Origin of the sequence: Klebsiella sp. JN_Kp121, from assembly GCF_040062145.1 — a bacterium.
GTDB classification, from domain to species: Bacteria; Pseudomonadota; Gammaproteobacteria; order Enterobacterales; family Enterobacteriaceae; genus Klebsiella; species Klebsiella aerogenes.
Genome location: NZ_JBEAHX010000007.1, coordinates 283313 through 308129, shown reverse-complemented (window position 1 = coordinate 308129; position 24817 = coordinate 283313). Strand labels below are relative to the sequence as shown.

At 55.4% G+C, this 24817-nt stretch carries 23 protein-coding genes and 1 other annotated feature; of the genes, 15 read left to right on the top strand and 8 right to left on the bottom strand.

The features are described 5' to 3' along the window. Positions 1–304: 304 nt before the first annotated feature. The 7 genes from yidZ to rpmH form a co-directional block, all read right to left on the bottom strand. Positions 305–1264: an HTH-type transcriptional regulator YidZ gene (gene yidZ / locus ABLU86_RS12905; protein ID WP_032709491.1), complete on the bottom strand. Its 960-nt coding sequence runs from the start codon at positions 1262–1264 to the stop codon at positions 305–307. Continuing rightward, positions 1233–2417 (bottom strand): MFS transporter, encoded by a 1185-nt coding sequence (locus tag ABLU86_RS12900; RefSeq protein WP_348796297.1) that lies wholly within the window; start codon positions 2415–2417, stop codon positions 1233–1235. The genes yidZ and ABLU86_RS12900 overlap by 32 nt, the downstream gene beginning before the upstream one ends. A gap of 197 nt (positions 2418–2614) precedes the next feature. Beyond that, a complete protein-coding gene (mnmE, locus tag ABLU86_RS12895; RefSeq protein WP_348796296.1) occupies positions 2615–3979 on the bottom strand; it encodes a tRNA uridine-5-carboxymethylaminomethyl(34) synthesis GTPase MnmE in 1365 nt (454 codons plus the stop codon). Between the two features lie 140 nt (positions 3980–4119). After that, positions 4120–5766 carry a membrane protein insertase YidC gene (gene yidC, locus ABLU86_RS12890; RefSeq protein WP_015369027.1) on the bottom strand — a complete coding sequence of 549 codons (1647 nt, stop codon included), beginning with the start codon at positions 5764–5766 and terminating at the stop codon, positions 4120–4122. 2 nt (positions 5767–5768) lie between these two features. Further along, complete coding sequence (gene yidD, locus ABLU86_RS12885) at positions 5769–6026, bottom strand: membrane protein insertion efficiency factor YidD (protein ID WP_015703903.1); 258 nt, start codon at positions 6024–6026, stop codon at positions 5769–5771. Further along, the gene (rnpA, locus tag ABLU86_RS12880; protein ID WP_015703902.1) at positions 5990–6349 is read right to left on the bottom strand and encodes a ribonuclease P protein component; all 360 of its coding nucleotides are present in this window, start codon (positions 6347–6349) and stop codon (positions 5990–5992) included. Before rnpA ends, yidD begins: the two co-directional genes overlap by 37 nt. A gap of 15 nt (positions 6350–6364) precedes the next feature. Beyond that, positions 6365–6505, bottom strand: a complete 141-nt coding sequence (rpmH, locus tag ABLU86_RS12875; protein WP_015369029.1) for a 50S ribosomal protein L34 — start codon at positions 6503–6505, stop codon at positions 6365–6367. A 619-nt stretch (positions 6506–7124) separates the two neighbouring features. Between rpmH and dnaA the strand changes: the two genes are divergently transcribed. The 13 genes from dnaA (at position 7125) to ABLU86_RS12810 (ending at position 23158) form a co-directional block, all read left to right on the top strand. Next, positions 7125–8525, top strand: coding sequence for a chromosomal replication initiator protein DnaA (gene dnaA / locus ABLU86_RS12870; protein ID WP_015703901.1), 1401 nt, complete (start codon positions 7125–7127; stop codon positions 8523–8525). 4 nt (positions 8526–8529) lie between these two features. Further along, entirely contained in the window at positions 8530–9630 is a 1101-nt protein-coding gene (gene dnaN, locus ABLU86_RS12865; protein WP_015369032.1) for a DNA polymerase III subunit beta, read from the top strand. Positions 9631–9837: 207 nt separating this feature from the next. Continuing rightward, positions 9838–10911, top strand: a complete 1074-nt coding sequence (recF, locus tag ABLU86_RS12860) for a DNA replication/repair protein RecF (RefSeq protein WP_015369033.1) — start codon at positions 9838–9840, stop codon at positions 10909–10911. 28 nt (positions 10912–10939) lie between these two features. After that, positions 10940–13354 (top strand): DNA topoisomerase (ATP-hydrolyzing) subunit B, encoded by a 2415-nt coding sequence (gene gyrB, locus ABLU86_RS12855; RefSeq protein ID WP_015703899.1) that lies wholly within the window; start codon positions 10940–10942, stop codon positions 13352–13354. Between the two features lie 202 nt (positions 13355–13556). Continuing rightward, the gene (gene yidA, locus ABLU86_RS12850) at positions 13557–14369 is read left to right on the top strand and encodes a sugar-phosphatase (protein ID WP_015369035.1); all 813 of its coding nucleotides are present in this window, start codon (positions 13557–13559) and stop codon (positions 14367–14369) included. A 314-nt stretch (positions 14370–14683) separates the two neighbouring features. Next, positions 14684–15685, top strand: a complete 1002-nt coding sequence (locus tag ABLU86_RS12845; RefSeq protein ID WP_348796295.1) for a hypothetical protein — start codon at positions 14684–14686, stop codon at positions 15683–15685. Further along, a complete protein-coding gene (locus ABLU86_RS12840) occupies positions 15682–16821 on the top strand; it encodes an outer membrane protein assembly factor (protein WP_260842000.1) in 1140 nt (379 codons plus the stop codon). The genes ABLU86_RS12845 and ABLU86_RS12840 overlap by 4 nt, the downstream gene beginning before the upstream one ends. A 233-nt stretch (positions 16822–17054) precedes the next feature. Further along, a complete protein-coding gene (gene dgoR / locus ABLU86_RS12835) occupies positions 17055–17744 on the top strand; it encodes a D-galactonate utilization transcriptional regulator DgoR (protein WP_015369039.1) in 690 nt (229 codons plus the stop codon). Further along, entirely contained in the window at positions 17741–18619 is an 879-nt protein-coding gene (locus tag ABLU86_RS12830) for a 2-dehydro-3-deoxygalactonokinase (protein ID WP_227393429.1), read from the top strand. The genes dgoR and ABLU86_RS12830 overlap by 4 nt, the downstream gene beginning before the upstream one ends. Then, complete coding sequence (locus ABLU86_RS12825) at positions 18603–19220, top strand: 2-dehydro-3-deoxy-6-phosphogalactonate aldolase (RefSeq protein WP_047080118.1); 618 nt, start codon at positions 18603–18605, stop codon at positions 19218–19220. The genes ABLU86_RS12830 and ABLU86_RS12825 overlap by 17 nt, the downstream gene beginning before the upstream one ends. Next, on the top strand, positions 19217–20365 hold the full coding sequence (gene dgoD / locus ABLU86_RS12820; RefSeq protein ID WP_016946147.1) for a galactonate dehydratase: 1149 nt from the start codon (positions 19217–19219) through the stop codon (positions 20363–20365). The genes ABLU86_RS12825 and dgoD overlap by 4 nt, the downstream gene beginning before the upstream one ends. Positions 20366–20542: 177 nt before the next feature. Further along, a complete protein-coding gene (locus tag ABLU86_RS12815; RefSeq protein ID WP_032706561.1) occupies positions 20543–21880 on the top strand; it encodes an MFS transporter in 1338 nt (445 codons plus the stop codon). 51 nt (positions 21881–21931) lie between these two features. Next, positions 21932–23158 carry a DUF3748 domain-containing protein gene (locus ABLU86_RS12810; RefSeq protein ID WP_042894082.1) on the top strand — a complete coding sequence of 409 codons (1227 nt, stop codon included), beginning with the start codon at positions 21932–21934 and terminating at the stop codon, positions 23156–23158. A 1-nt stretch (position 23159) separates the two neighbouring features. Here ABLU86_RS12810 and ABLU86_RS12805 read toward each other — a convergent pair whose 3' ends face one another. Next, positions 23160–23489: a YceK/YidQ family lipoprotein gene (locus ABLU86_RS12805; RefSeq protein ID WP_015369045.1), complete on the bottom strand. Its 330-nt coding sequence runs from the start codon at positions 23487–23489 to the stop codon at positions 23160–23162. Positions 23490–23722: 233 nt separating this feature from the next. Next, positions 23723–23797 (top strand) — a sequence feature (ROSE (Repression Of Heat Shock gene Expression) occurs in the 5'-region of heat shock genes and acts as an RNA thermometer to modulate expression.). Between ABLU86_RS12805 and ibpA the strand changes: the two genes are divergently transcribed. Both ibpA and ibpB read left to right on the top strand, forming a co-directional pair. After that, complete coding sequence (ibpA, locus tag ABLU86_RS12800; protein WP_015703892.1) at positions 23791–24204, top strand: small heat shock chaperone IbpA; 414 nt, start codon at positions 23791–23793, stop codon at positions 24202–24204. It overlaps the preceding feature by 7 nt. A 116-nt stretch (positions 24205–24320) precedes the next feature. Continuing rightward, on the top strand, positions 24321–24749 hold the full coding sequence (ibpB, locus tag ABLU86_RS12795; RefSeq protein WP_015369047.1) for a small heat shock chaperone IbpB: 429 nt from the start codon (positions 24321–24323) through the stop codon (positions 24747–24749). The last annotated feature ends 68 nt before the right edge of the window (positions 24750–24817 follow it).

The following is a 24817-nucleotide window of genomic DNA, read 5'->3' as shown; positions in this document are numbered from 1 at the left end:
GCAGTTCTGCGAGCAGCGAACGCGAGGCGCGATAGCGGCTCTGTCGGTATTCAGGTAGGTTACGTGCGGATTGATGACATGCCGCCGACAAACGCGTCGATAGCGGCTCCCTGGTGTTGAGTATCCCTCTTGCAAAATGCGTTGCCATTCGTCGCTCCGTGATTAATGGTCAGAGATAAAAATTGTGAATGATATTATCGCTCACAATGAGCAGGTTTTAATGCGGAAATTCTTCCTTGAGAAGGGATAATGTCTGACTTTTACAATTTCTTGCGCAACAACGTGAGGATGATGGGCAATTTCCCTACAGCGTATTGGAATAAAGCTGTTTGAGGGTCTCTCTGAGCCATACGATCTTTGGATTATAGCTATTACGCTTATGCCACAGCAGGGTAAACGGCACGCGCATTTTTTCCAGCAGCTGCGGCTCCAGCGGCAGCGGGCGCGAAACCAGCGGCAGATGATGTTGCTGATTGTAGTGCTGACAGTAGCGCGGCGCGGTGGCTATCATGGTGTGATTTGGTTGCGCCGCCATAAACAGCGACTGCTCAAAGCCGGGTAGGGTCAGGGCAACGGTCCGTTTGTGGCCCAGGTCATGCAGCACATCATCCAGCGCCCAGGTATCGCTTTGTTCCCAGCAGATATTGATGTGCGGATAGCGCAGGAAAGCCGCCAGGTTCCACTCTTCATTGAGCGCCGGATGATCGGCGCGCAGCCACACCTGCGGCAGGTCGCTAAACAGGACATCAAAATCGATATACCACGGCAGCAGGCTCAGCTGTTCGCGCGAACGCGGATGGGTTTCCTTGCCGCAAAAACCGATATCAACCTCGCCGCGAATGATGGCATCCAGCGAGTCGTAATCCCAGTTGCGTAAACGGATCAGCGCTTGTGGATAACGTTGATAAATTTGTTGGGAGAGGGTGTTGAACAGGATCATCAGCAGCGGTGATTCTGCCGCCAGCTCGAACTTCAGGCCGCTTGGCATAGTGTGGTGCGGTTTATCGAGGATCTGATTGCCCATCTGCATCCAGTCGGCAAGATCCTGCTCCATGCTGCTCATTAACGGCGTTGGCGCCAGCCCTAGCGGTGTTTTAACAAACAGCGGATCGTCAAACCAGGTGCGTAGCTTGGCCAATGATTTACTCACCGCCGACGGCGAAACGTTCATCCGTTTCGCCGTGCGGGTGACGCTGCGCTCCTGGGTCAGAAGCTGCAGACATAACAGTAAGTTAAGATCGAGACTCGACAGGGATTTCTTCATCATATTGCGTCGCGCGCGCCGGCGAGACGACCAGTATCAGAACAATACTGACTATGCTACAGGCAATGAGTATCCCGATCAGCATATTCATGGCGCTAAGCCCAATGATAGCCGCCAGCCAAATCCACAGCGAAGAACCACAGACCTGGGCGATGCCGAGGGCGGAGCTGGCGACGCCCGCCCGCAGCGTGAAAGGCCCCAACGCCTGGCTCATCGCGACGCCAAAGCCAACCGAGAAACCCGCGCAGATCATACCTAATCCCAGCATGGTGATGGGCTGGCTGGCGGCGAGGCTCAATACCACGCCAGCGATAAGGAACAACGTCTGCGAGGTCAGCATCAGGGTACGTGGTTTAAACAGCGTCAGAGCGAACGGCGTGGAGAACGACACGGCCATGCTGACCATTGCCATCAGCGCCATCGCCATTGAATAAGTTCCGCGGTCGAAACCCATCTCTTCCATCATCAGTACCGGTGAGACGTTTACGTAGGTCAAAATTGCGGTGACGCTGAGAGTCGTAATGACTATGCGGCTGAGGAAAAAACGGTTTAGCAGCGACTCAGCGGCGCCATTGTGCTGTGCGCCTGCCTGCGGATGCGTTTTCGGGCGCGTCTCACGCAGGATAAACACCGACAATAACCCCACCATCACCCCCATGCCTGTCATGGTGTAGAACAGGCTCTGCCACGGATATTTCAACATGATCAGATGGCCAAGTACCGGCGCGAGGACGGGAATAATGCAGGTAATGCCATTAAGCAGCGACAGTACCTTGGCGCGGCGGCGCTCGTCCAGCGTATCGCGCAGAACGGCAAAGGCGACGACGTAGCAGCTTCCCGCGCCGATCCCCTGGATAAAGCGGCCGATCAGGAAATGCGTGCTGTTATGCGCCTGCGAGCACAACAACGAGGCCAGTATGAAGGTGATGGCGCCGAAAATCGCGACCGGTTTACGCCCGGATTTATCCGCCGCTCGCCCGGCAAAAAGCATCGCGGTAGCCATGCCGGCTAAATAGACCGAAAAGGCGATATGCAGCTGTGCCTCGCTGGCGCCAAGATCCTGGGCGATGCGCGGTAGACCGACCAGATACATATCAATGCCGGATGGATAGAGCAGTACCAATGCGAAACTGCAGATAAGAAAGCGTGCCATAGGACCCTCGCAATAAGAATGGCGTACAGCATAGTGGCTAACGCCAGGGAGTACGAGTTGCCATTTGGACAACACTCTTTTCCTGAAAGGAAAAACAGTTGATTGCTTCACAGAGTTGATGTGATTAAGGCAATCAAATAAAAAAAACCGCCATAACAGATGGTTATGGCGGGTTAGTAGATGCTTACCAGTAAGGCTTACTTACCAATACAGAAACTGGAGAAGATGCGGCCCAGCAGGTCGTCAGAGGTAAATTCGCCGGTGATTTCGCTTAATGCCTGTTGCGACAGACGTAGCTCTTCCGCCAGTAATTCACCGGCCCAGGCGCCCAGCAACTGCGCTTTGCCCTGCTGCAGATGGTCCGCAGCCGTTTCCAGCGCTTGCAGGTGGCGACGACGGGCGAGGAAGCCGCCTTCCATGTTGGTATCGAAGCCCATGCTCTGCTTAAGGTGGTTGCGCAGCACCTCGACCCCTTCACCGGTACGCGCCGACAGGCGGATTAGTGAGTGGCCATTTACTTCGCTGAGCCCCAGCGCTTCGCCGGTGACGTCGGCTTTATTACGCACCACGGTAATCGGCAGCTTAGCGGGCAGGCGCTCGATAAAGTCCGGCCAGATCTCCGCCGGGTCAACGGCGCTGGTGGTGGTACCGTCGACCATAAACAGCACCCGATCCGCCTGTTCAATTTCCTGCCAGGCGCGTTCAATGCCGATACGCTCCACTTCATCACTGGCGTCACGCAGGCCTGCGGTATCGATGATATGCAGCGGCATACCGTCGATGTGAATATGTTCGCGCAGTACGTCGCGGGTGGTGCCGGCGATATCGGTGACGATCGCCGCTTCGCGTCCGGCCAGCGCGTTTAGCAGGCTGGATTTACCGGCGTTTGGCCGCCCGGCGATCACCACTTTCATCCCCTCACGCAGCAGGCTGCCCTGACGGGCTTCGGCGCGGACGGCATCGAGATCGGCGATCACGTCGTTCAGTTGGGCTTCAATTTTACCGTCGGAGAGGAAATCAATTTCTTCATCCGGGAAATCAATCGCCGCTTCCACGTAGATGCGCAGGTGAGTGAGCGCTTCCACAAGATGGTTCACACGCGTGGAGAAGGCCCCTTGCAAGGAGTTCAACGCCGAACGGGCCGCCTGCTCTGAGCTGGCGTCGATAAGGTCGGCGATGGCCTCTGCCTGCGCCAGGTCGAGCTTGTCGTTGAGGAACGCGCGCTCGGAAAACTCGCCCGGATTGGCGATGCGAACGCCGGGCAAGGTCAGAATACGTTTGAGCAGCAGATCCAGAATGACCGGGCCGCCGTGGCCCTGCAGTTCGAGGACATCTTCGCCGGTAAAGGAGTTCGGCCCCGGAAACCACAGCGCAATCCCCTGATCCAGCGGCGTACCGTCGGCGTCTTTGAACGGCAGGTAGTCGGCATAGCGCGGCTTCGGCAGCTTGCCGAGTACCGCCTGCGCGACGTCGCGCGCCTTAAGGCCGGAGATACGCAGGATGCCCACACCCCCGCGTCCCGGTGGGGTTGCCTGGGCGACGATAGTGTCGTTATGGCTCATGATATGTCTCTTCAAATCGCAATAAAAAAAGGCGGTCATTAGACCGCCTTTTGATTGTAGGCCTGATAAGCGTTAGCGCCATCAGGCAACCCGGCGCGCATTGCCGGATGGCGGCTTCGCCTTATCCGGCCTACACCGAATCAGGATTTTTTCTTCTCGCGGCTATGCAGGCCACGCTTCTCCAGACCACGGTAAATCAGCTGCTGCTGAATAATGGTTACCAGGTTGCTGACGATGTAGTACACCACCAGACCAGACGGGAACCACAGGAAGAACACCGTGAAGATGACCGGCATAAAGGTCATGATCTTCTGCTGCATCGGGTCGGTCACGGTGGTCGGCGACATCTTCTGGATGAAGAACATGGTCGCGCCCATGATGATCGGCAGGATGTAGTACGGGTCTTGCGCGGACAGGTCATGGATCCACAGGATAAACGGCGCATGACGCAGTTCAACCGAGGCGCTCAGCATGTAGTACAGAGCAAGGAAGATAGGCATCTGAATAATCAGCGGGAAGCAGCCACCCAGCGGGTTAACTTTTTCAGCTTTATACAGCGCCATCATTTCCTGGCTTTGACGTTGTTTATCGTCGCCCAGACGCTCGCGCATAGCCTGAATCTTCGGCTGCAGCATACGCATCTTCGCCATGGAGGTGTACTGCGCTTTAGTCAGCGGGTACATGATGCCACGAACGATAAAGGTGATAACGATAATCGAGAAGCCCCAGTTGCCGAGGAAGCCGTGGATGAATTTCAGCAGCTTAAACAGCGGTTGGGAGATGAACCACAGCCAGCCGTAGTCGACGGTCAGATCCAGGTGCGGCGCGACGGCAGCCATTTTATCCTGCAGAGCCGGACCGACCCACAGCACACTTTCCAGCTTGTCGGTTTGACCTGGCTGCACCAGTACCGGCTGTGATTTATAGCCGATAGCGACAACGCCATTACCGAGGTTAGCGGTATAGAAGTTGTTGGTGCCGTTGTTATGCGGAACCCACGCGGTGGTGAAGTACTGCTGCAACATCGCCACCCAACCGTCTTTGGTGCTGACGTTCAGGTTTTCGTTATCGACGATAGTATCGAATTTATATTTTTCGTATTTCGAATCAGCAGTGGAGTACGCCGCGCCACGGAAGGTGTGCATGGTAGACAGACCGCCGGTTTGCGTATCGCGGCTCGATGGCAGCGCTGCTGTTTGCTTCAGCTGACCGAAGGAGGAGATCTCCAGCGGTTTTTCGCCGACGTTTTTCACGTTGTAGCCAACGTTCACCGCATAATCACCGCGTTTCAGGGTGAAGGTTTTGGTGAAGACGTTGCCCGCTTTGTCGGTGTAGGTCAGCGGAATAACGATTTCGTTCTGGCCGTCAGCCAGTACATACGCATCTTTATCAGCGTTATACAGCGGACGCGGGCCGTTAGCCGGGTTATCCGGGCCGTCACGACCGGTTAAGCCGCTCTGTGCCTGATAGATAAACTGTGGCGTGGTTTCCAGTAACTGGAACGGTTCAGTAGATTTCAGCGCTTTCGGGTAAGCCGGAAGCAGCGCTTGCTCAACATCACCACCGCTGGTGTTGATGGTCAGATCAAGCACATCAGTTTTAACCGTAATCAGTTTCCCCTGGCCACTGGCCGGTACGCCCTGGTCTGCGGCGCTACCCGCTGCTGTGGTCGTAGTCTGCGTGGTCTGCTGCTGGGTTTGCGGATTTTTGTCCTGCTCCCAGGCTTGCCAGATCATGAAAGACACGAACAACAAAGCGATGATAAGAAGATTGCGTTGCGAATCCATCGTTAGTGTTCTCTGGTATCAAATGGTCCAGGCGGGACGGGGTCGTCACCACCAGGGTGTAAAGGGTGGCATTTTAATACGCGTTTCACCGTCAACCAACTGCCTTTTATCACTCCAAACCTGCGCAATGCCTCAATTCCGTATTGAGAACAGGTTGGCGTGAAACGACAGTGCGGCCCGAGTAGCGGACTAATCAGGCGCTGATAGACCCTGATAAGGCCTATCAGGACCCGCGAGCCAGGCGACAATGGCGGCGCCATAATTTTTCCAACGCTTCCGAGAGAGCACGGTTATCGAGGTCGGCAACCCCTTTCTTTGCCACCACCACGAAATCCATTGGCGGGAGTTCATGTTGACGTAAACGGAAGCTTTCACGCGTCAGACGTTTAATCCGATTGCGTTCATGCGCGCGCTTAACGTTTTTCTTGGCGACGGTAAGACCGATGCGGGGATGCCCCAGCGAATTCAGGCGGCCGAGGATGGTGATTTGCGGCGTGCCAGCCCGTTGTGGCTGCTGGAAGACGAAAGTGAAATGACTGGGAGTTAACAAACGTAACTCCCTGGGAAATGCTAGCTTAACCACGCAGGGTTAGCTTTATTACTTGGAAACGGTCAGACGAGCGCGGCCTTTAGCACGACGACGTGCCAGAACCTGACGACCATTTTTATTAGCCATACGAGCACGGAAGCCGTGAGAACGGTTGCGCTTCAGTACAGACGGTTGAAAAGTGCGTTTCATGGCGATTTCTACCTAAACTTGAATAAATTCACTGACTTTTGCGTAGACCCGAACGAACTTCGAACGACTTACGCCTCAGCGTGGGTGATTAAAGAGGCCGGATTGTAATAATTGTACACTCCGGAGTCAATTCTCTTTCCTTATTTCTCGCACCTTGCCGCACAAAAAATAAGCTGAGACGAGTTGCGAAAACGGGCGTTACGCGCCGGGTGGGGGATTATACGGCCTGGCGGGTAAAGCGCAAGGATCGTAAAGGATCTTTGTTAGATCAATTCTGTTCAAAACCGGCATAGCTCATTAATTTTTCCAATATGCGGGCGAAATCGTGCCGCACTCTCGCCAGGATCGATTACACTTACCCGGTTTCGATCCTCCTGTGGATAAATCGGGAAGAATCTGTTGAGAAACACAAGATCTCTTTCTCAGTTTAGGCTATGATCCCCGGTCCCGATCGCGATCCACGGATCCGTCCCGGGTAAAACCGCAAATAGCGGTTCGCACGTCACCCCTTTTGCGCAGGGGCTTTTTCGGCTAATGCAGGGTCTTGCGACGTGTGCCAACAATCACGATTGTTTCAGTTTTTCTTTTATATCGATTTTATGTTCGAGTGGAGTCCGCCGTGTCACTTTCGCTTTGGCAGCAGTGTCTTGCCCGATTGCAGGATGAGTTACCAGCCACAGAATTCAGCATGTGGATCCGCCCATTGCAGGCGGAACTGAGCGATAACACGCTGGCACTGTATGCGCCAAACCGTTTTGTGCTCGATTGGGTAAGGGACAAATACCTCAATAATATCAATGGGCTCCTCAATGACTTTTGTGGTGCGGACGCCCCACAGCTGCGCTTTGAAGTGGGCGCGAAGCCTGCGGCGCCGTCCCACCAGGGGACGGCCAACGTCGCCACGGCGATCCCGGCCGCTCAGGTGCAAACCGCGCGCGTCGCGCCGGCTGTCGCCCGTCAGGGCTGGGATAACGTTCCAGCGCCGGCAGAGCCCACCTACCGTTCCAACGTCAACGTCAAGCATACGTTTGATAACTTTGTCGAGGGTAAATCTAACCAGCTGGCACGCGCGGCGGCGCGTCAGGTGGCCGATAACCCGGGCGGCGCGTATAACCCGCTGTTCCTTTATGGCGGCACCGGTCTGGGTAAAACCCACCTGTTGCACGCCGTCGGCAACGGCATTGTGGCGCGTAAGCCAAATGCTAAAGTGGTTTATATGCACTCCGAGCGTTTCGTGCAGGACATGGTAAAAGCCCTGCAAAACAACGCCATCGAAGAATTTAAACGCTATTACCGCTCCGTTGACGCCCTGCTGATCGATGATATTCAGTTCTTCGCCAATAAAGAGCGTTCGCAGGAAGAGTTCTTCCACACCTTCAATGCCTTGCTGGAAGGTAATCAGCAGATCATCCTCACTTCGGATCGTTATCCAAAAGAGATCAACGGCGTTGAGGATCGTCTGAAATCGCGCTTTGGCTGGGGCCTGACGGTGGCGATCGAGCCGCCTGAACTGGAAACCCGCGTCGCGATCCTGATGAAGAAAGCCGATGAGAACGATATCCGCCTGCCGGGCGAAGTCGCGTTCTTTATCGCTAAGCGTCTGCGTTCAAACGTGCGTGAGCTGGAAGGGGCGCTGAACCGCGTCATTGCTAACGCCAACTTTACCGGCCGGGCGATCACCATCGATTTCGTGCGCGAAGCGCTGCGCGATTTACTGGCGCTGCAGGAAAAATTAGTCACCATCGACAATATTCAAAAGACGGTGGCGGAGTATTACAAGATTAAGGTAGCGGACCTGCTGTCCAAACGCCGCTCCCGTTCGGTGGCGCGCCCACGCCAGATGGCGATGGCGCTGGCCAAAGAGCTGACTAACCACAGCCTGCCGGAAATCGGCGATGCGTTTGGCGGCCGCGACCATACCACCGTGCTGCACGCCTGCCGTAAGATTGAGCAGTTGCGTGAAGAAAGCCACGATATTAAAGAAGATTTTTCCAATTTAATCAGAACATTATCCTCGTGACGCTATGAAATTTACCGTAGAACGTGAACATTTATTAAAACCGCTGCAACAGGTGAGCGGTCCGTTAGGTGGTCGTCCGACGCTGCCAATTCTCGGTAACCTGCTGCTTCAGGTCGCGGACGGCACGCTGTCGCTAACCGGTACCGATCTGGAAATGGAAATGGTCGCGCGCGTGTCGCTGATTCAGCCGCACGAAGCGGGCGCCACCACCGTTCCGGCGCGTAAATTCTTTGATATCTGCCGCGGCCTGCCTGAAGGCGCGGAGATCGCCGTGCAGCTCGAAGGCGACCGTATGCTGGTGCGCTCCGGCCGCAGCCGCTTCTCGCTGTCGACCCTGCCTGCCGCCGATTTCCCGAATCTCGACGACTGGCAGAGCGAAGTGGAATTTACCCTGCCGCAGGCGACGATGAAGCGCCTGATTGAAGCCACCCAGTTTTCGATGGCGCACCAGGACGTTCGTTACTACTTAAACGGCATGCTGTTTGAAACCGAAGGTAGCGAACTGCGCACCGTCGCCACCGATGGCCACCGTCTGGCGGTTTGTTCAATGCCTTTGGAAGAGTCGCTGCCGAACCATTCGGTGATCGTGCCGCGTAAAGGGGTGATTGAGCTGATGCGTATGCTCGATGGCGGCGATACGCCGCTGCGCGTGCAGATCGGCAGCAACAATATCCGTGCTCACGTCGGCGATTTTATCTTCACCTCGAAGCTGGTTGATGGCCGTTTCCCGGACTATCGCCGCGTATTGCCGAAAAACCCGGATAAACACCTTGATGCCGGCTGCGACATTCTCAAGCAGGCCTTTGCCCGCGCGGCAATTCTGTCGAACGAGAAATTCCGCGGCGTGCGGTTATACGTCAGCGAGAACCAGCTGAAAATCACCGCGAATAACCCGGAACAGGAAGAGGCGGAAGAGATTCTCGATGTCACTTATTCGGGCAGCGAGATGGAAATCGGCTTTAACGTTAGCTACGTGCTGGATGTGCTCAATGCGCTGAAATGCGAGAATGTGCGCATACTGCTGACGGATTCCGTATCGAGCGTGCAGATTGAGGATGCGGCTTCGCAATCCGCAGCCTATGTTGTCATGCCTATGAGATTGTAGAATCTGCAAAGGGGCTGGTTTACTTGCCATTTCGCCTTCCGGCAGTGCTCGACAAAACGCTATGCGTTTTGGACGTCTGTAAGACGGTCCGAAGGACGAGCGGAGCGAGCAAATGCTCACGTACTTCGTGTACGCTCCGCTTTCTGCGCGCTGGCGGTAGACGAACTGGCTGCGACACCCACGCCCCTTGAATGATGACGAGCTGATATGTCGCTATCCCGACTCCTTATCAAAGATTTCCGCAATATCGAAAATGCGGATCTCGCTTTATCCCCCAGCTTTAACTTCCTGGTTGGCGCAAACGGCAGCGGCAAAACCAGCGTGCTGGAAGCTATCTATACGCTCGGCCATGGCAGGGCGTTTCGCAGTTTGCAAATTGGCCGGGTAATTCGTCACGAGCAGGATTCGTTTGTCCTGCACGGGCGTTTACAGGGCGAAGAGCGGGAAACCGCCATCGGCCTGACCAAAGACAAACAGGGCGACAGCAAAGTGCGTATCGACGGCACCGATGGCCACAAGGTGGCGGAACTGGCGCACCTGATGCCGATGCAGCTGATCACGCCGGAGGGGTTTACTTTACTCAACGGCGGCCCCAAATACAGAAGAGCGTTCCTTGATTGGGGATGCTTTCATAACGAAGCCGGATTCTTCACCGCCTGGAGCAACCTGAAGCGCCTGCTGAAACAGCGCAACGCCGCGCTGCGCCAGGTGAGCCGCTATGCGCAACTGCGGCCGTGGGACCTGGAATTAATCCCGCTGGCGGAACAAATCAGCCGCTGGCGTGCCGAATACAGCGCCGCTATTGTCGAAGACATGGCGGATACCTGTCAGCAATTTTTACCGGAATTCACCCTCACCTTCTCTTTCCAGCGCGGCTGGGAAAAAGAAACGGACTACGCCGAGGTGCTGGAGCGGAATTTCGAACGCGACAGAATGTTAACCTACACCGCCCACGGTCCGCATAAAGCGGATTTTCGCATTCGCGCCGATGGGGCGCCGGTGGAAGACACCTTGTCGCGCGGGCAGCTTAAGCTGCTGATGTGCGCCCTACGACTGGCGCAGGGCGAGTTCCTGACCCGCGAAAGCGGGCGGCGCTGCCTGTACCTGATAGATGATTTTGCCTCGGAGCTTGACGATGCCCGGCGCGGGCTGCTTGCCAGCCGCTTAAAAGCCACGCAATCGCAGGTTTTCGTCAGCGCAATCAGCGCTGAACACGTAATGGACATGTCGGACAAAAATTCGAAGATGTTCACCGTGGAAAAGGGTAAAATAACGGATTAACCCAAGATTAAATGAGCGAGAAACGTTGATGTCGAATTCTTATGACTCCTCCAGTATCAAAGTCCTGAAAGGGCTGGATGCGGTGCGTAAGCGCCCGGGTATGTATATCGGCGACACGGATGACGGCACCGGTCTGCACCACATGGTATTCGAGGTTGTGGATAACGCTATCGACGAAGCGCTCGCAGGTTACTGTAAAGACATCGTTGTTACTATCCACAGCGATAACTCCGTCTCCGTACAGGATGACGGCCGCGGCATCCCAACCGGCATTCACCCGGAAGAGGGCGTCTCCGCGGCGGAAGTTATCATGACCGTCCTGCACGCCGGCGGTAAATTCGATGATAACTCCTATAAAGTGTCCGGCGGTCTGCACGGCGTAGGCGTCTCGGTGGTTAACGCCCTGTCGCAGAAGCTGGAGCTGGTTATCCAACGCGATAACAAAGTTCACAAACAAATTTATGAGCACGGTGTGCCGCAGGCGCCGCTGGCGGTAACCGGTGAAACCGAAAGCACCGGTACCATGGTGCGTTTCTGGCCAAGCCTGGAAACCTTTACCAACGTCACTGAATTCGAATACGAAATCCTGGCGAAACGTCTGCGCGAGCTGTCGTTCCTCAACTCCGGGGTCTCTATCCGCCTGCGCGATAAGCGCGACGGCAAAGAAGACCATTTCCACTACGAAGGCGGCATCAAGGCGTTTGTTGAGTATCTCAACAAGAACAAAACGCCGATCCACCCGAATATCTTCTATTTCTCCACCGAAAAAGACGGTATTGGCGTTGAAGTGGCGCTGCAGTGGAACGATGGTTTCCAGGAAAACATCTACTGCTTTACCAACAACATTCCGCAGCGCGACGGCGGTACTCACCTGGCGGGCTTCCGCGCGGCGATGACCCGTACCCTGAACGCCTACATGGATAAAGAAGGCTACAGCAAAAAGGCGAAAGTCAGCGCTACCGGCGACGATGCGCGTGAAGGCCTGATTGCCGTGGTTTCCGTAAAGGTGCCGGATCCGAAGTTCTCCTCTCAGACTAAAGACAAGCTGGTCTCCTCCGAGGTGAAATCGGCGGTTGAACAGCAGATGAACGAACTGCTGAGCGAATACCTGCTGGAAAACCCGTCCGATGCGAAAATCGTGGTCGGCAAAATTATCGACGCCGCGCGTGCGCGTGAAGCCGCGCGTCGCGCCCGTGAAATGACCCGTCGTAAAGGCGCGCTTGACCTGGCAGGCCTGCCGGGCAAACTGGCGGATTGCCAGGAACGCGACCCGGCGCTGTCTGAACTGTACCTCGTGGAAGGGGACTCCGCGGGCGGCTCTGCGAAACAGGGCCGTAACCGTAAGAACCAGGCTATCCTGCCGCTGAAGGGTAAAATCCTTAACGTTGAGAAAGCCCGCTTCGATAAAATGCTCTCTTCTCAGGAAGTAGCCACGCTTATCACCGCGCTGGGCTGCGGCATCGGCCGCGATGAGTACAACCCGGATAAACTGCGTTATCACAGCATCATCATCATGACCGATGCGGACGTCGACGGCTCGCACATTCGTACCCTGCTGTTGACCTTCTTCTATCGTCAGATGCCGGAAATCGTTGAACGCGGTCACGTTTACATTGCTCAGCCGCCGCTGTACAAAGTGAAGAAAGGCAAGCAGGAACAGTACATTAAAGACGACGAAGCGATGGATCAGTACCAGATCTCCATCGCGCTCGACGGCGCGACCCTGCACACCAACGCCAGCGCACCGGCCTTAGCCGGCGAGTCACTGGAAAAACTGGTGGCCGAGTACAACGCGACGCAGAAAATGATTGGCCGCATGGAGCGCCGTTTCCCGAAAGCGATGCTGAAAGAGCTTATCTATCAGCCGACGCTGGCCGAAGCCGATCTGAGCAACGAGCAGACCGTCACCCGCTGGGTTAATCAGCTGATTAGCGAGCTGAACGAAAAAGAGCAGCACGGCAGCCAGTGGAAGTTTGATATTCGTGAAAACAGCGAGTTGCAGCAGTTCGAGCCTATCGTGCGCGTGCGTACCCACGGCGTCGATACCGACTACCCGCTGGATAACGAGTTCATCACCGGCGCGGAATACCGCCGCATCTGCACCCTCGGCGAGAAGCTGCGCGGGCTTATCGAAGACGACGCGTTTATCGAACGCGGCGAGCGCCGCCAGCCGGTAGCTAGCTTCGAACAGGCGCTCGACTGGCTGGTGAAAGAGTCGCGTCGCGGCCTCTCTATCCAGCGTTATAAAGGTCTGGGCGAGATGAACCCGGATCAGCTGTGGGAAACCACCATGGATCCGGACAGCCGCCGCATGCTGCGCGTCACCGTGAAGGATGCGATTGCCGCCGACCAGCTGTTCACCACCCTGATGGGCGATGCCGTTGAACCGCGTCGCGCCTTTATCGAAGAGAACGCCCTGAAAGCGGCGAACATCGATATCTAAGCCTGTATTTCCCCGGCGACATAATGTCTACCGGGGCCACGGCTTTGCTAAACCCGGTATGCGTTGCGCTGCCGGGTTTTTCTTTTGCGGCAAAAGAGGAATCCTCCCACGCAATCCATCCTCGTTTTCTCCCGTTGCGAGAGCTGTTTTTTGAGCGGAATCGCGTTAGCATGAGTGAAGACTCATCTTACCCGGGGATCCCATGGCTATTAAACTGATTGCAATTGATATGGACGGCACGCTGTTGCTGCCGGACCATACCATTTCTCCGGCGGTGAAAACCGCCATCGCGGCAGCGCGCGCCCGCGGCGTTAACGTGGTGCTGACGACTGGTCGCCCTTACGCTGGTGTTCATAGCTACCTGAAAGAGTTGCACATGGAACAGCCGGGCGACTACTGCATCACCTATAACGGCGCGCTGGTTCAGAAAGCCAGCGACGGCAGCACCGTGGCACAAACGGCGTTAAGCTACGATGATTATCGCTTCCTTGAGCAACTCTCTCGCGACGTTGGCTCGCATTTCCATGCGCTCGATCGTAATACGCTTTATACCGCGAACCGCGATATCAGCTACTACACGGTGCATGAATCCTACGTGGCGACCATTCCGCTGGTATTCTGCGAAGCAGAAAAGATGGACCGTAATATTCAGCTGCTGAAGGTGATGATGATCGATGAGCCTGCCGTTCTCGATCGGGCCATCGCTCGTATTCCGGCGGAAGTGAAAGAGAAGTATACCGTGCTGAAAAGCGCGCCGTACTTCCTCGAAATCCTCGATAAACGCGTCAATAAAGGCACCGGCGTGAAGTCGCTGGCCGATACGCTGGGTATTAAGCCGGAAGAAATTATGGCGATTGGCGATCAGGAAAACGATATTGCGATGATTGAATTTGCCGGCGTCGGCGTGGCGATGGATAACGCTATCCCGACCGTTAAAGAAGCGGCGAATTTCGTCACCAAATCGAACCTTGAAGATGGCGTAGCCTTCGCCATTGAAAAATACGTTTTAGCCTAAGCGCATTTCGGGCCCGGAATTCTCCGGGCCTCAGACTGCTGACAAAGAAGGAAAAAGCGTGGTTTTTCCTTCTTTGTGGTTATCAGCCGAAAATCAATAAATTGATTTTCCATGTTTTTTGTCTGGTGCAATTTGTAAGTGCAACGGTTGCATGAGGTTTGTCATCAATCTCAGGCCCGGAATTCTCCGGGCCTGTCTTCTCTTTTTTCATGAATAGATGTTAATCCGCATTTAAATCCCTTAATCAGCGCAGGGGATTCTATAAGCTACCAGCCCCCTTTTAACAATACGTTAATAACTAACATCATATTCCTATGAATAAAAATCACTTTTTGATGTTGGTTGCGCTGCCTTTTTCCTCTTTTCAGGCCTGCGCGGCCGCAGAACCTGAACCCGTATACGCCTGGCACGGTAGCGAACCGGCGGATCTGCCCGCGCCTGACAATAGCCAGGCCGCGGCGCCGGAGTCGACATCGGTATTGCCTTTTTTAGGCGATGAAGCCAGAAAGCACGGCTATGTCCTACCGCTGCCTTTTGGTGTCGGCGTTAACTACATGGATATGCGGCAGAATATTAATGTCGATAGCATTAATTTTACCGGTTTATCGTTAGGTAATTTTTCACTGGATAACGCCTTCCAGATTGGCGTCGGTAATACGCGAGAAAGTAGCAAAACCGAGACGCTTAAGCTGGATGCCTGGCTGCTGCCGTTTATGAACGTCTATGGCCTGGTTGGACATACTAAAGGCCATTCTATCTCGCAAATTGCCGTCGGCCTGAAAGGGCCGAATGGCAAAGTGGTGCCCATGCCAGGTATGCAGAATCTTGATTTTCGCCTTGATTTTAAAGGCACTACCTACGGCGTCGGTACCACGCTGGTGGGCGGCGTTGGCAACTGGTTCACGGTTTTAGACGCCAACTATACGCAGACGCGTTTTGATATCCTCGACGGCAGCATTGATGCTTTTACCTTTTCGCCGCGTTTGGGCTATCGTTTCAATACGCCGTCGGTAGATGCGCTGCATCTGCCGAACGGGAAGCTGAATGTCTGGGTTGGCAGCATGTATCAGGATGTGCAGCAAGAATTTAAGGGCAGCCTGAACGATCTGTCGATGCCGTCGACGATGCTGCAAAACATGGTCAATCTGGCCAATAAGAACGGCAACGGTCGCTTTGATGTGAAACAGCATCTGCAGTCGCCGTGGAACGTGCTGGTGGGCGCGCAGTATGAGATGACCCGGAATTTTAATATCACTACGGAGTTTGGTTTTGCCGAACGTAATAGCTTCTTTATCGCCGGCGAGTATCGCTTTTGAGCCGACCGTTTAACCCTATCCTGTTGTTGTTAACCTGCCTTGTTATTGGGCAGGCACAGGCGCAGGCGCTCATCCGCGAGGAAATCGACGGCTGGTTACAGAACCTTGGCGCCAGCGACAAGTTTGACGCCAGCAAAGGCATCGACTGGGGCGTGATGCCGGGGCCATTTTATACGCCGGAGCTGGGGCTTGGATTGGGTACGGCTGTTGTGGGCATGTATCGCCCGGACCCACATGACACCATCAGCCAGAACTCCACGCTGACGCTTAGCGGCTACGTCAGCTCGACAGGCGCGTTTGGCCTCAGCGTTAAAAACTATGCCTTTTTCGACAACGATTTGTGGCGGGTTTTTGTTGAAGGCTCGATGGCCAACACACCGACTTACTACTGGGGACAAGGTTTTCACGCCGGCGACAAAGACAATGAGAAAGAAAAATATACCGCCCAGGTGCTGACATTGCGCCCGATGATCTACCGGCAGCTCATCGACAATGTTTATCTGGGGGCGGGGTGGTCGCTGGCGGCGCAAAATGCCGATGAGATGGACCATGACGATCTGCCGAAAATAGAAAACACTCCACAGGGGCCGTCGGTATTCAGTTCCGGCGCCAGTATCGATATCAACTGGGACGATCGCGATTTTGTCCCCAACCCACGCAAGGGCCAATACGCCGATTTTCGCTATACCCACTATGCGCCGGGACTCGGCAGCGACACGCGATTTGATGAATTTCGCCTGCACTACAGCCGCTATCAGGCCCTGAGCGATAAAAGCGTGCTGGCCTGGGAAGCGGATGGCACCTTCACCCAGGGCGATGTGCCGTGGAGCATGATGCCGCTGCTCGGCAGCGATGAGCGTATGCGCGGCTACTACCAGGGGCGCTACCGCGATAAAAACGTGGTCAGCTCTCAGCTGGAATATCGTCGTCAGTTGACGTGGCGACACGGCGTTGTTGCCTGGGTCGGCGCGGGCACCATGGGGCCATCTATTGATTCCCTGAATGACGGACGCTGGTTACCTTCGGCAGGCGTCGGCTACCGCTTTGAATTCAAACCTCGCGTTAATATTCGCCTCGACTACGGTATCGGTAAGGGCAGCAGCGGCTTTTACTTCCAGGTCGGCGAAGCGTTCTAACTCTTTTTTATCCTCCTTTCCAGCTTTGACGGCGCCAACTGTCGTGGCCACAGGCACTTTTATTTTTATGGATTGTTCTTTTTGTGATCTAAATTGTAGTACAACACAATAATGTTGTACTACATTTAGCTCATGACGACGACGCCTGACATCACGCTAGTAGTACAAAAGTGAGGCGAAATTCAGCAGCGACGGTAAAGTAGAGGAGTACACATAGAGCATAAGGACTCTCCATGACTCTCAATAAGACCGATCGCATCGTGATCACGCTGGGCAAACAGATTGTCAGCGGTAAGTACGTACCGGGTTCAGCGCTACCGGCCGAAGCGGAACTGTGTGAAGAGTTTGAAACTTCGCGCAACATCATCCGCGAAGTATTTCGCTCGCTAATGGCGAAGCGGCTGATCGAAATGAAGCGTTACCGAGGCGCGTTTGTCGCTCCGAGAAACCAGTGGAACTACCTCGATACCGAGGTACTGCAGTGGGTACTGGAAAATGATTATGACCCGCGTCTTATCAGCGCGATGAGTGAAGTGCGCAACCTGGTCGAGCCCGCCATTGCCCGCTGGGCGGCAGAGCGCGCCACCTCGAGCGATCTGGCGGAAATCGAGTCGGCGCTCAATGACATGATCGCCAACAACCAAAACCGGGATGCCTTTAACGAGGCCGATATTCGTTACCACGAAGCGGTGCTGCAGTCAGTACATAACCCGGTTTTGCAGCAGCTTAGCGTGGCGATCAGTTCGCTGCAGCGGGCGGTATTTGAACGGACCTGGATGGGCGATGAAGGCAACATGCCGAAAACCCTCCAGGAACATAAAGCGCTATTTGACGCCATTCGGCATCAGGATAGCGACGCGGCGGAGCAGGCGGCGTTGACGATGATCGCCAGCTCGACACGAAGGCTCAAGGAAATCACATGACGGCTCGCTACATCGCAATAGATTGGGGATCGACGAATTTACGCGCCTGGCTTTATCACGGCGAAGAATGCCTGGAAAGCAGGCAATCTGAAGCAGGCGTAACGCGCCTGAACGGTCGCTCTCCCGCTGCGGTGTTAGCGGAAATTACCCAACACTGGCGCGATGGCGCCACACCGGTGGTGATGGCAGGGATGGTCGGCAGCAACGTGGGCTGGAAAATCGCCCCCTATTTGCCGCTTCCTGCCGCTTTCTCGGACATTGGCCAGCAGTTAACTGCCGTTGGCGATAATATCTGGATAATTCCCGGTCTTTGCGTTTCCCGTGACGATAACCATAACGTCATGCGCGGAGAAGAAACGCAACTGCTGGGCGCACGCGCCTTAGCCCCTTCATCTGTCTACGTGATGCCGGGAACCCACTGCAAATGGGTACTGGCCGATCGCCTGCAAATTCACGATTTTCGTACCGTTTTGACCGGTGAGTTGCATCATCTGTTGCTTCAGCACTCGCTGGTGGGCGCCGGCTTACCGCCGCAGGAGACGTCCGCTGCCGCATTCGCGGCCGGTCTGCAGCGCGGTATCAACAACCCCGCCGTCTTGCCGCAGCTGTTTGAAGTTCGCGCTTCGCACGTGCTGGGCGCGCTGCCTCGCGAGCAGGTTAGCGAATTTCTTTCCGGCCTGCTGATTGGCGCTGAAGTTGCCACCCTCAGCGACACGTTCGCCGGACAGCAGGCGATCGGCCTCGTCGCCGGATCATCGTTAACGTCCCGCTATCAGCAGGCATTCGCCGCCATTGGCCGCGAAGTCACCGCGGTTGCGGGCGATACGGCATTTCAGACAGGAATAAGGAGCATCGCTTATGCAGTGGCAAACTAACCTTCCGCTTATCGCTATCCTGCGCGGCGTTACGCCAGACGAGGCGCTGGCTCACGTTGGCGCCGTTATCGACGCCGGTTTCGACGCAGTCGAAATCCCGCTGAACTCGCCGCAGTGGGAGAAAAGTATTCCGCAGGTCGTCGACGCTTACGGCGAGCAGGCGCTTATCGGCGCGGGCACCGTGCTGCAACCGGAGCAGGTCGACAGGCTGGCGGCCATGGGCTGTCGGCTGATTGTGACGCCAAACATTCAACCGGAAGTGATCCGGCGAGCGGTGGGTTACGGCATGACTGTGTGCCCAGGCTGCGCCACCGCCAGTGAAGCCTTTAGCGCGCTCGATGCCGGCGCGCAGGCGCTGAAAATCTTCCCGTCATCGGCTTTTGGACCGGATTACATCAAAGCGTTGAAAGCCGTGTTGCCGCCGGAGGTTCCGGTCTTTGCCGTTGGCGGCGTGACGCCGGAAAACCTGGCGCAGTGGATTAATGCCGGTTGTGTGGGGGCTGGGCTGGGTAGCGATCTCTATCGCGCCGGCCAGCCGGTTGAACGTACCGCGCAACAGGCAGCCGCATTCGTAAAAGCATATCGAGAGGCAGTGAAATGAAAATAACCAATATCACCACGTACCGTTTACCTCCGCGTTGGATGTTCCTGAAGATTGAAACCGATGAAGGCATTGTCGGCTGGGGCGAACCGGTGATTGAAGGGCGCGCCCGCACGGTGGAGGCGGCCGTTCATGAATTTGGCGACTACCTGATTGGCCAGGATCCGGCGCGGATTAACGACCTGTGGCAGGTGATGTACCGCGGCGGCTTTTATCGCGGCGGCCCGATTATGATGAGCGCCATCGCCGGTATTGACCAGGCGCTATGGGATATTAAAGGTAAGGTTCTGAATGCCCCGGTCTGGCAACTGATGGGCGGGCTGGTGCGTGACAAAATTAAAGCCTACAGCTGGGTGGGCGGCGACCGCCCCGCCGAAGTAATTGACGGGATTAAGAAGCTGCGCGGCATTGGTTTCGACACCTTTAAATTAAACGGCTGCGAAGAGATGGGGCTCATCGATAATTCCCGCGCGGTTGACGCGGCGGTGAATACCGTAGCGCAAATCCGCGAAGCGTTTGGCAATGAAATTGAGTTTGGTCTCGATTTTCATGGCCGCGTTAGCGCGCCGATGGCCAAAGTATTAATTAAAGAGCTGGAGCCATATCGCCCGTTATTTATTGAGGAGCCGGTATTAGCCGAGCAGGCGGAATATTATCCACGGCTGGCGGCGCAAACGCATATTCCAATTGCCGCCGGCGAACGTATGTTCTCGCGCTTTGAATTTAAACGAGTACTGGAAGCGGGCGGGGTGGCTATTTTACAGCCCGATTTGTCGCACGCAGGCGGTATTACCGAATGCTATAAAATTGCCGGAATGGCGGAAGCCTATGACGTTGGGCTGGCGCCGCACTGCCCGCTGGGGCCGATCGCGCTGGCCGCTTGTCTGCACGTCGATTTCGTTTCACATAACGCGGTCTTCCAGGAGCAGAGCATGGGGATCCACTACAACAAAGGCGCAGAACTGCTTGATTTTGTGAAAAATAAAGAAGATTTCAATATGGAAGGCGGCTTCTTTAAACCTCTGATGAAGCCGGGGCTGGGCGTAGAAATTGATGAGGCCCGCGTGATTGAGTTAAGTAAAAATGCGCCGGACTGGCGAAATCCGTTGTGGCGGTATGAGGATGGATCTGTCGCCGAATGGTAAATGCGCGTCATACTTCGCACTGGTGATGCGTTGGCTGCATTTTCTTACCCTGGTCACATACTATTGTATGCTCCCAGGGATGCGAAAATTTGCCGCCTTTCCCCAGCACGAATTATTTAGCGCATCGCAACATAGTTATTAATAAAAAACAAAAACACCCTCTGTAAATTACCGGGCATGGTGAGCGGCTTCGCTATGCCCAAAATCTGGAGACAGATTGCGATGGATATTTCAGTTACCGCTGTAAAAACCGGGCGTCGCCGTTATCTGACGCTCATCATGATCTTTATTACCGTGGTTATTTGTTATGTTGACCGCGCCAACCTCGCCGTCGCCTCGGCGCATATTCAGGAGGAGTTTGGTATTAGCAAAGCGGAAATGGGCTACGTATTTTCCGCCTTTGCCTGGCTGTATACCCTCTGTCAGATCCCTGGCGGTTGGTTCCTTGACCGCGTGGGATCCCGGCTTACCTACTTTATCGCTATATTTGGCTGGTCCGTGGCGACGTTGTTACAAGGCTTCGCCACCGGCTTAATGTCGCTTATCGGTTTACGCGCCATTACCGGCATCTTCGAAGCGCCAGCCTTCCCGACCAATAACCGCATGGTGACCAGCTGGTTCCCGGAGCACGAACGCGCCTCTGCCGTCGGGTTTTATACCTCGGGGCAATTTGTGGGCCTGGCCTTCCTCACGCCGCTACTGATCTGGATCCAGGAGCTATTAAGCTGGCATTGGGTATTTATCGTTACCGGCGGGATCGGCATTATCTGGTCGTTAATCTGGTTTAAGGTTTATCAACCGCCGCGCCTGACTAAAAGCATCAGCAAAGCCGAGCTCGACTATATCCGCGACGGCGGCGGCCTGGTGGATGGCGATGCGCCGCTGAAGAAAGAGGCGCGTCAACCGTTATCAAAAGCGGACTGGAAGCTGGTCTTTCACCGTAAGCTGGTTGGCGTTTACCTTGGGCAGTTCGCGGTTACCTCGACGCTGTGGTTCTTCCTGACCTGGTTCCCGAACTACCTAACCCAGGAAAAAGGCATCACCGCGCTGAAGGCCGGTTTTATGACCACGGTGCCCTTCCTCGCCGCGTTTTTTGGCGTCCTGCTCTCCGGCTGGCTGGCGGATAAGCTGGTGAAAAAAGGTTACTCGCTGGGCGTAGCGCGCAAAACGCCGATTATCTGCGGGCTGCTGATCTCCACCTGCATCATGGGGGCGAACTATACCAACGACCCCGTGTGGATCATGGCGCTGATGGCGCTGGCATTCTTCGGCAACGGCTTTGCGTCTATCACCTGGTCGCTGGTCTCCTCCCTGGCGCCGATGCGCCTGATCGGCCTGACCGGTGGGGTGTTTAACTTTGTTGGCGGACTGGGTGGTATCACCGTACCGCTGGTGATTGGTTATCTGGCGCAGGATTATGGCTTTGGCCCGGCACTGGTTTATATCTCCGTGGTGGCGCTGATCGGCGCGCTGTCTTATATCCTGCTGGTCGGCGATGTGAAACGTGTAGGCTAAATTTTGGCGATACGCTACCCTGATGCGTAAGTCTCGCATCAGGGTATCGTCATGAAACAAGTCACTTTTGCTCCCCGTCACCATCAGCTTACCAATATCAATACCTGGACCCCGGACAGCCAGTGGCTGGTTTTCGACGTCCGCCCGTCGGGGGCCTCTTTCACCGGCGAGACCATTGAGCGGGTGAATATCCATAGCGGTGCCGTTGAGACGCTCTATCGCGCCGCTGACGGCGCCTGCGTTGGCGTGGTCACCGTACACCCGACGCAAGATAAATACGTTTTTATTCACGGCCCTGAACACCCGGATGCCAACTGGCATTACGATTTTCATCACCGCCGCGGGGTGGTGAGCTGGCAGGGTGAAACCCGCAATCTTGATGCGCTGGATATTACCGCGCCTTATACCCCCGGCGCGCTGCGCGGCGGCAGCCATGTTCATGTCTTCAGCCCTGACGGCCAGTTTGTTAGCTTCACCTATAACGACCACGTACTGCACGAGTACGATCCGGCGCTGGATCTGCGCAACGTTGGCGTGGCCGCGCCCTATGGCCCGGTGAGCCCGCAGAGCACGCATCCCCGTGAATATGCCGGCAGCCACTGGTGCGTGCTGGTGAGCCGTACCACGGCGAACCCATTACCGGGCAGCGATGAGATCAATCGCGCCTATGAAGAGGGATGGGTGGGTAATCATGCCCTGGCGTTCATTGGCGATACGTTGGCGGAAAACGGCGACAAAGTGCCTGAACTGTTTATGGTGACGCTGCCGCGGGATGAGGCGGGCTGGAAGCGGCAGGGCGATATGCCGCTGGCCGGTACCGCAACGACGCTGCCCGCGCCGCCGGCAGGCATTAACCAGCGCCGCTTGACCTTTACCCACCAGCGCCGCTATCCGGGGCTGGTGAATGTACCGCGCCATTGGGTACGCGCCAATCCGCAGGCCACCGAGATCGCCTTTCTGATGCGTGATGACGCAGGCGTTGTACAGCTGTGGCTTATCCCGCCTGCGGGCGGCGAGCCGCGCCAGCTGACACATACGGTAACGGGCATCCAGTCAGCATTTAACTGGCATCCGTCGGGCGCGTGGCTGGGATGTGTGGTGGAAAACAAAATCGCGCTCTGCGATGCCCGCAGCGGCGCGGTAAGTTATTTGACGACCGATCGCGAAAATCCGCCGTCCGCGGATGCCGTCGTATTTTCACCGGATGGCAAATACCTGGCGTGGATGGAAGACGTCGACGGTTATCGCCAGTTGTGGATAACCGAAACGCAGCGCTAGCTTAGCGCGAAGGCATTGGCGCTGGCGGGATGACGGAGTTGGTCGCCAGCGTCTCCTGCTCGCTTTTTTCGACGCGCGATTTGACCGAGCTATCGGTGCGGAATAAATCCCACGGCAGCAGTAGCGTGTCCATGACCGCGGTGAACGGCATATCGAGGGCCACCAGCGATTTCACGCCCCAGTTAGTGTCGTCATCGCCCAGCGTATGGGCGCTGGAGCGCGTGCCTGGGTAGGTTCCTTCCTTGCCGCCGGTATGCGACATCACGCTGGAGCAACCGCCCAAACTAATCATCCCGCTGAACAGGACCAGCTTTAACAATCCGCTTTTCATCACTCTTCCGTCATTTTATCGGGGTTACTTCGGTTATAACGAGCCGTCCCGTGAATGCCTAGCGTTATTGCACTGCACTGTGGCGAGTATCGCACTTTGCCTTTTGTGCTTTGCAACCAGTCTAAGCATTCGCCAGCAAACTGCAAAAAAATTTGGCCGAAAAGGCCTTGAAAAGCGTCGGGGCACACCCATTTTAGTAGTGTCACCCAATGAGGATACGCCTGAGGGGTATTCCGGGTCATAACGGCTTGTCCATGATGGAAAGCCATTGAATTCTCGCTGATTTCAGGAGCTATTTACTATGCGTAATTTCGATCTCTCCCCGCTTTATCGTTCTGCTATTGGTTTCGACCGTCTGTTCAACCTGTTAGAAAATAATCAAAGCCAGGGCAACGGCGGCTACCCTCCGTATAACGTTGAATTAGTAGATGAAAACAATTACCGCATCGCGATTGCCGTCGCCGGTTTTGCGGAAAGCGAATTAGAGATAACCGCGCAAGACAATCTTCTGGTGGTGAAAGGCTCCCATGCCGCCGAGCAGAAAGAGCGCACCTACCTGTACCAGGGTATCGCGGAGCGCAACTTCGAGCGTAAATTCCAGCTCGCCGATAACATTCATATTCGCGGCGCGAACCTGGTCAACGGCCTGCTGTATATCGATCTGGAACGTGTGATTCCGGAAGCGAACAAACCGCGCCGTATCGAAATTAACTAATCGTCCTCTTCAGGCCGCGCGGCGGCCTGAATATACAACTTGCTCGCCGTCAGGGAGCAAATGCGAATTCGCTGAATTCGCAGGTACCTACTCGCTTCTCAGAAGGAGAAAACACTATGCGTAACTACGATTTATCCCCACTGCTGCGTCAATGGATCGGTTTTGACAAACTGGCTAACGCCCTGCAAACCGCCGGTGAAAGCCAAACCTTCCCGCCCTATAACATCGAAAAAAGCGACGATAACCATTACCGCATTACCCTCGCGGTAGCCGGGTTCCGTCAGGAAGATTTGGATATTCAGCTGGAAGGTACGCGTCTGACCGTTAAAGGCACGCCGCAGGCAGCTGAAAAAGAGACCAAATGGTTGCACCAGGGGCTGGTGAATCAGGCCTTCAGCCTGAGTTTCACCCTCGCGGACAATATGGAAGTCTCCGGCGCCACCTTTACCAATGGCTTATTGCATATCGACTTAACCCGCCACGAGCCGGAAGTCGCCGCCCCGCAGCGTATCGCCATTAGCGAGCGCCCGGCACTGAATAGTTAATTAAGCCACATCGCTTTCAAGCCCCGATAACTCGGGGCTTTTTTGTGCGCGGGACTACATACAGTATT